This is a genomic window from Chamaesiphon sp. OTE_20_metabat_361 (genome assembly GCF_031364565.1).
Genome location: NZ_JANLWO010000844.1, coordinates 1 through 6,255, shown reverse-complemented (window position 1 = coordinate 6,255; position 6,255 = coordinate 1). Strand labels below are relative to the sequence as shown.

The following is a 6,255-nucleotide window of genomic DNA, read 5'->3' as shown; positions in this document are numbered from 1 at the left end:
GGTATCCAAACTACTTGCTTGGACAGCAGACCCTAGTTTAGTTATCAGTTCGCTAAATTGGATTGTAAATTCGGGAGAGAAGCTCAGCATAGTGTCAGACCAAATCGGACTATTACTTAAAATGTTATTACCATCTGTCGCGATCTCGATCGCAATTAACTACCTAGGACAAAGCCTCAACCCAGACCCCACAACCAGCACCGTCTTGGTAGCCGTCTTCCTCCCTTCAAGCGCGATCGCAATATTTCTCTGGTGGCAAGGTAAGAGGTAATGGGTAAAAGGTAAAAGGTAAGAGGTAACAGGTAAGAGGTAATGGGTAAGAGGAAATGAACGATTCTTAATCTCCCAGTCTCCCAGTCCCCCCAACTCCCAACTCCCAACTCCCATCTCCCATCTCCCAACTCCCCTCCACCCAATTCATGAGAATATGGAGAAGACTAATCTAAATTGAGCTGTGCGTAAAGTTATTATTGCTGGTAATTGGAAAATGTATAAAACTCAGGGTGAAGCCACTGAGTTTTTGACGGAATTTATTCCGCAAATTGATGATGCTCCTGAAGACCGCGAAGTAGTCTTGTGCGTGCCGTTTACAGATTTGACGATCGTCAACAAAAGTCTACATGGCAACCGGATTCGCTTGGGTGCCCAAAATGTCCATTGGGAAGAATGCGGCGCTTATACAGGTGAGATTTCGGCGAGCATGTTGACCGAAATGGGTGTGAGATATGCGATTGTCGGACATAGCGAACGCCGCCAGTATTTTGGTGAAACTGACGAAACCGTGAATTTACGACTCAAAGCAGCGCAAAAAAGTGGGTTGATTCCGATTTTATGCGTGGGAGAAACCAAGCAACAGCGTGATGCGGGTGAAGCCGAGCGTTTGATTATCCAGCAATTAGATCGGGCACTAGCAGGCATCGATCTCGATCGGTTGGTAATCGCCTACGAGCCGATTTGGGCGATCGGGACTGGCGAAACCTGTGAAGCTACTGAAGCCAATCGAGTTATCGGTTTGATTCGCGATCGCTTAGCCGATCCCCAAGTACCGATTCAATACGGTGGTTCGGTCAAACCGAGCAACATCGACGAAATTATGGCTCAACCCCAAATTGATGGTGTCTTAGTCGGTGGAGCCAGTTTGACGGCTACTGATTTTGCAGGCATTGTCAATTACAAATAATCTAGTCGCAGTTACCAAACTGCCAATTTCTGCTGCTGGCTACCGCATCAAAAATGTCGATCGACAGCCAAATAGTAACCGATCGTTAATTGCTGAGATCGGGGTGCATCTAAAAGCGATCCGATCGACTAAAATAACATAGCGTTAAGTTAAAAAACCATAGGGCAAATGCCTGAAAGAGCTATAAATACAAGAAGTGCCACAGGTTGTCTGCTGTTGCTAATTCCAGCAGCACTAACAATATCTGCGTTGTTTGTGGCGTGGCCGATAATATTGGGTGTAACTCTGGCGATCGCTGGTGGAAATATTTGGCAGAGCTATGAATGGACGAAGACGGCTCGATCGATCGATCCGGTTTTTCAACAATTAATCGTGCAAAATCGCGGCGAAATTTCGGCGCTCGATTTGTCATTGCAGGCAAACGTTTCCGGTAAGGTATCCGATCGGTATCTAGTTGCTAAAGCAAGTGAATTTGGCACTGGTAGACGCCAACATCCCGATCGAGGACAAGTCTATTATTTTGTAAGTGTTAGTACTCTGGGTCAGATTTTTGATGATAGCGAGAGAGAGCCGCCAGCACTGATGCCAGCGACGACTCCCGTGGCGACTTTCCCGCAGACTGTCGCGCCCGAAGCCGTCCCTGAATTAGCATACTCGGAATATCGGGTAGCACATACAGCTAACTCAGCAATGTCATTCGCGCCGGAGGCAACACTCTCAGCAGCACCCGCAACCGTAACCGATCTGGAGCAAGCGATTCCAGCAATCGATGTTTCCGCAAGTGAATCTACGCCATCGATCGAGCAGATGCCCGTCCCGTCCGCTGAATCTACTGAGTTAGCAGATCTTCCTTCTGTCTTATCTTCTGACTCTCCTGAGTTAGCCCACAAGACATCCGGTGAGACTAGCTTATCGATGGAGATAGAGTCTGCCCCGTTTGTCGCAGTCGAACAGACAGTAACATCACAGCAACCCCAAGTGCTAATTATCCAATCCGAATTAGCTAAGCGGTTGGATGTCCACTCCAGTACGATCTACAAGCGGCGGAGCGAACCAAACTTCACCGACTGGACGCGCAACCGCGATCCGGAAGGGCTGGCTTGGGGATATTCTGAGGCTAACAAAGAATATTATCGGGTAGAGACCTAAATAACTGGCGAGTGGCATCTAAGTTACGGACATCGCCAACGCTGGCACCTGTAGCCTGTAGCCTCATTAGATCGGATTTTCCTTCTGACAAATCAAGCGGAGTCGCCATTAGAAATGTCTGTAATGTTGTTACATCATTACAGACATTTTTGTGAAGATCTATGTGCGAACGATCGCCGCCACTAGATCGACTTTGGCAGCGATTTCGAGGAGTGAAATATCGCTCAAAGCCATTAGAGCAGCCGATTTACTGCAACTGCCCCAAATCATTGAATCGGACTCACTTCCAAACGTTAACCTGTTGTTAACCTGAAGCAACGTCAGATCGATCTATGCTCGATCGTAGATCGAAAATTTTTAGCTAATTACCTTTGATAAACCTTGGGCTTGAAGCCTGCCAAGATGGCAGACTGCCATCTTGGCAGTAGTCAGGAAGTTAGCTAACTAGACCATCAAAAAAATTGAGGAGATATCATTATGAATAACCACCAAATAGAGCGTTCCAATACTGGCACGGCAACTCTAGGTAGGTCGCGCCGTACCATCCAGATTTTAGTGGCATTGACGCTGGGCGTCACTACCGCTGCTTGTACGCCCCAAAGTCCCGATGTAGCCACTCCCCCTACGGGTGGCACTGCATCTCCAGCAGCAGGCAGTGGGGCTGCACCCGCAAGTGGTGGCGGGAGCAGTTCTTTAAGCGGTGCTGGTGCATCCTTTCCGGCTCCTTTATACCAACGGTGGTTCGCTGATTACAATAAAGCTAATCCCAGCACGCAAATCAGTTATCAATCCGTCGGTAGTGGTGCTGGGATCGAGCAATTTTTGGCGGGTACGGTAGATTTTGGCGCGACCGACGCACCATTGAAAGCGGACGAACGCGCTAAATTCAAGGCTAAATATAATGCCGACCCCATTCAAGTCCCAATGACTGGTGGTAGCGTGGTATTTGCTTACAATCTAGAGGGAGTCAAGGATTTAAAACTATCGCGGGCAGCCTACTGTGGGATTGCCGCAGGGAAAATTAAGAAGTGGAACGATCCGGCGATCTCCAAAAGCAATCCTGGCGCCAAACTCCCCGACCAAGCGATTCAATTCGTTCACCGTTCTGATGGTAGTGGGACGACGTACCAGTTTACCACTCACCTCAAAGCTGCCTGTGGAGCGACCTGGACTGCTGGTGCCAACAAATCGATCTCGTGGCCTACTGGCACGGGTGCCAAAGGTAATGAAGGTGTTGCTGCCCAGATTCAACAAACTCCCAGTTCGATCGGGTATGTAGAGTATTCCTACGGCAAGCAAACTAATTTAACGATGGCCGCGATCGAAAACAAATCAGGGCAGATCGTCGCGCCATCTCCAGAGTCTGGTGCCGAGGCATTTGTGGGCGAGAAAGTACCTGCCGATCTCGCACTCACAGTAGCAGATTCTGCCAACCCCAAAGCTTACCCGATTTCCGGTCTCACTTGGCTGCTCCTCTATCCTCAGAAGGATGCTGCCAAGCAAACAGCGCTCAAAAGCGTCATCGATTGGTCGTTGACTACCGGGAAAGCTACAGCCACCGAGCTAGGCTATGTACCGTTAGAGGCGTCACTGGTGGCTAAGGTCAAAGAAGAACTCAACAAAGTTAAATAAACTTGTATGACTGCACAACCTTCAGATCCCAAGGAAACATCGCTCCTCGATGCCTCCACTAGCTACAATCTCGTGCGGTCGATCGACCAAAATTTCCGGCGCTTGACTCTGGGACTAGCCCTCTCGGTCGGGCTGATCTTGATCTGGATTGCCTATTCTCTATTAGTCATCGCCTTACCCGCGATTCAGGCGTTTGGGCTGGGATTTTTATTCGATAGTACTTGGGATCCAGTCAAAAATATTTACGGCGCGTTACCTCACGTCTACGGTACTGTCCTTAGTTCCCTCCTGGCACTGATTTTCGCAGTGCCGCTGGGCGTAGGGGTCGCCATTTTCTTGACTGAAAACTTTCTCAAGCCGAATATTCTCCAGCCGATCGCTTTTGTCATCGAGCTATTAGCAGCCGTGCCGAGTGTGGTCTATGGCTTATGGGGATTATTTGTGTTTCTCCCCGCCATTAAACCGCTGTTGCAAGGACTCAACCGTAATTTTGGCTGGATTCCCTTCTTTTCCACCGAACCAGGTGGTAGACAGCTTTTTGGAGCATCTTTGGTGCTGGCGATCATGATTTTACCGACGATTATTGCCATCTCCCGCGATACCTTGACTTCCCTCCCGCCCAAGCTCCGGCAAGGCGCTTATGGACTAGGGGCGACTCGCTGGGAGACGATTATGAGAGTGCTGCTACCAGCCGCATTGTCGGGAATTATTGGTTCGATCATGTTAGCACTGGGGCGGGCATTGGGCGAGACGATGGCGCTGACGATGTTGGTGGGTAATGCCAATCAGGTAAATGTATCCTGGCTGGCTCCAGCTTCGACACTTTCTTCGCTAATTGCCAACCAGTTTGGTGAAGCTAGCGGTCTGCAAAAGTCATCGCTGTTTTATGAAGCCTTGATTTTGATGGTGTTGACACTGTTAGTCAACGTATTAGCGCAAGCACTAGTCAGTCGCTTTCAGCAGGTTGAGTAGATTGACCCAAGCGGTTAGAAACCGCTCCTCGGAATGCAAAGTCCGCCTACGCGGACTAATATGTCAGTCCGCGTAGGCGGACTTTGCAACACTAGCCACGATTTCAATCGTAGGCGTTCTACAAAGTAGCAACGATAAGTTATGTATGCAAACGCCTAAAGCCTAAAACCCAAAACCTAAAACCTAAATCATGACTCCTTTATCTTCGGAATTGCCCGATCGATCCGATGTCAACGCTAACCAGTTTGGTATTTCCGCCAATCGTCAGCTCTTTGGCAAAGTGATGACTGGTCTAGTCTTTGCCTGTGTGGCGATTTCGATTATTCCCCTGGCTTCGATTCTGTTTATGGTCATTGCCAATGGCTTGGGTAGCATCTCCCCTGCCGTGTTTACCGAGCTGCCACCTGCGGCTGGAATGCAGGGCGGGGGCTTTCGCAACGCGATCGTTGGTACCTTACTCACCTGCCTGATTGGTGCCCTCATTAGCATACCTTTTGGCGTTCTCAGTGCCATTTACACGGTAGAATTTAGTCAGGGTAACTGGATCGCTCATTTTGTCAGGTTTTGCACCAATGTCTTGAGTGGTGTCCCCTCGATTATTGCGGGACTATTTGCTTATGGCATCGTCGTCTTACTGACGGGTGGTTTCTCTGCCGTCGCTGGTGGGGTAGCCCTTTCGGTGCTAATGCTACCGACTATTATTCGGACGGCTGAAGAGGGACTAAAATCTGTCCCTAAAGCTACCAGACTGGCGGCTGTCGGCGTCGGAGCGACTAATTTTGAAACTGTTACTCAAATCGTCCTCCCCGCCGCATTGCCATTTGTCGCGACAGGTGTAACGCTGGCTGTCGCCAGAGCTGCTGGCGAAACGGCACCACTACTGTTTACCTGTTTGTTCAATCAGTATGACATTCAAGGGCTATGGCAGCCGACGGCAACCCTATCGGTACTGATTTATAACTTTGCAATTTCTCCATACAAAAATCAACAGCAACTAGCTTGGGTAGCTGCTTTACTGATTTTGGTATTAATTCTAGCAATTAGTATCATCGCTCGGGTGGTTTCGCGGCGCAAGGTTTACTAAGTTTTCCGCGATCTGGTAGCGGGATGAGTTACTTTGGGCAGATTGAGGGCATCCTAATCGGGAGCGGTACCCAACTTGTGTAACAATAAACACATTCTGCCTTTACTTAAAGACATTAGCCAGCCGTCGCCACTACTATCTCTTAAAAGATTATCGGGGGATGTCATCCCCGCTTCCATCGGACTTTTATCCTCTATCTCCTAATTTTATGACAGCTCTGACGGACAAGGATATCGTA

General features: G+C 49.0%; 7 protein-coding genes. All 7 read left to right on the top strand.

The genetic code is table 11. The features are described 5' to 3' along the window. Window positions 1–271, top strand: a 271-nt coding sequence (locus RMO35_RS23685) for a hypothetical protein (RefSeq protein WP_309744954.1), incomplete at its 5' end; no start/stop codon positions are given. A gap of 183 nt (window positions 272–454) precedes the next feature. After that, window positions 455–1,180 carry a triose-phosphate isomerase gene (gene tpiA / locus RMO35_RS23680; protein ID WP_309744952.1) on the top strand — a complete coding sequence of 242 codons (726 nt, stop codon included), beginning with the start codon at window positions 455–457 and terminating at the stop codon, window positions 1,178–1,180. Next, window positions 1,164–1,322 (top strand): hypothetical protein, encoded by a 159-nt coding sequence (locus RMO35_RS23675; protein ID WP_309744950.1) that lies wholly within the window; start codon window positions 1,164–1,166, stop codon window positions 1,320–1,322. Before tpiA ends, RMO35_RS23675 begins: the two co-directional genes overlap by 17 nt. Window positions 1,323–1,348: 26 nt before the next feature. After that, window positions 1,349–2,329 (top strand): hypothetical protein, encoded by a 981-nt coding sequence (locus RMO35_RS23670; RefSeq protein WP_309744948.1) that lies wholly within the window; start codon window positions 1,349–1,351, stop codon window positions 2,327–2,329. Window positions 2,330–2,806: 477 nt separating this feature from the next. Then, window positions 2,807–3,961: a phosphate ABC transporter substrate-binding protein PstS gene (pstS, locus tag RMO35_RS23665; protein WP_309744945.1), complete on the top strand. Its 1,155-nt coding sequence runs from the start codon at window positions 2,807–2,809 to the stop codon at window positions 3,959–3,961. A gap of 6 nt (window positions 3,962–3,967) precedes the next feature. Then, window positions 3,968–4,933, top strand: coding sequence for a phosphate ABC transporter permease subunit PstC (gene pstC, locus RMO35_RS23660; protein ID WP_309744943.1), 966 nt, complete (start codon window positions 3,968–3,970; stop codon window positions 4,931–4,933). Window positions 4,934–5,123: 190 nt separating this feature from the next. Continuing rightward, a complete protein-coding gene (pstA, locus tag RMO35_RS23655) occupies window positions 5,124–6,017 on the top strand; it encodes a phosphate ABC transporter permease PstA (RefSeq protein ID WP_309744941.1) in 894 nt (297 codons plus the stop codon). Window positions 6,018–6,255: the final 238 nt, after the last annotated feature.

Bases quoted from the DNA above. Each gene is read 5' to 3' on its own strand.
- pstS (WP_309744945.1), top strand. From the start codon at position 2,807: ATGAATAACCACCAAATAGAGCGTTCCAATACTGGCACGGCAACTCTA.
- pstA (WP_309744941.1), top strand. From the start codon at position 5,124: ATGACTCCTTTATCTTCGGAATTGCCCGATCGATCCGATGTCAACGCT.
- RMO35_RS23670 (WP_309744948.1), top strand. From the start codon at position 1,349: ATGCCTGAAAGAGCTATAAATACAAGAAGTGCCACAGGTTGTCTGCTG.
- pstC (WP_309744943.1), top strand. From the start codon at position 3,968: ATGACTGCACAACCTTCAGATCCCAAGGAAACATCGCTCCTCGATGCC.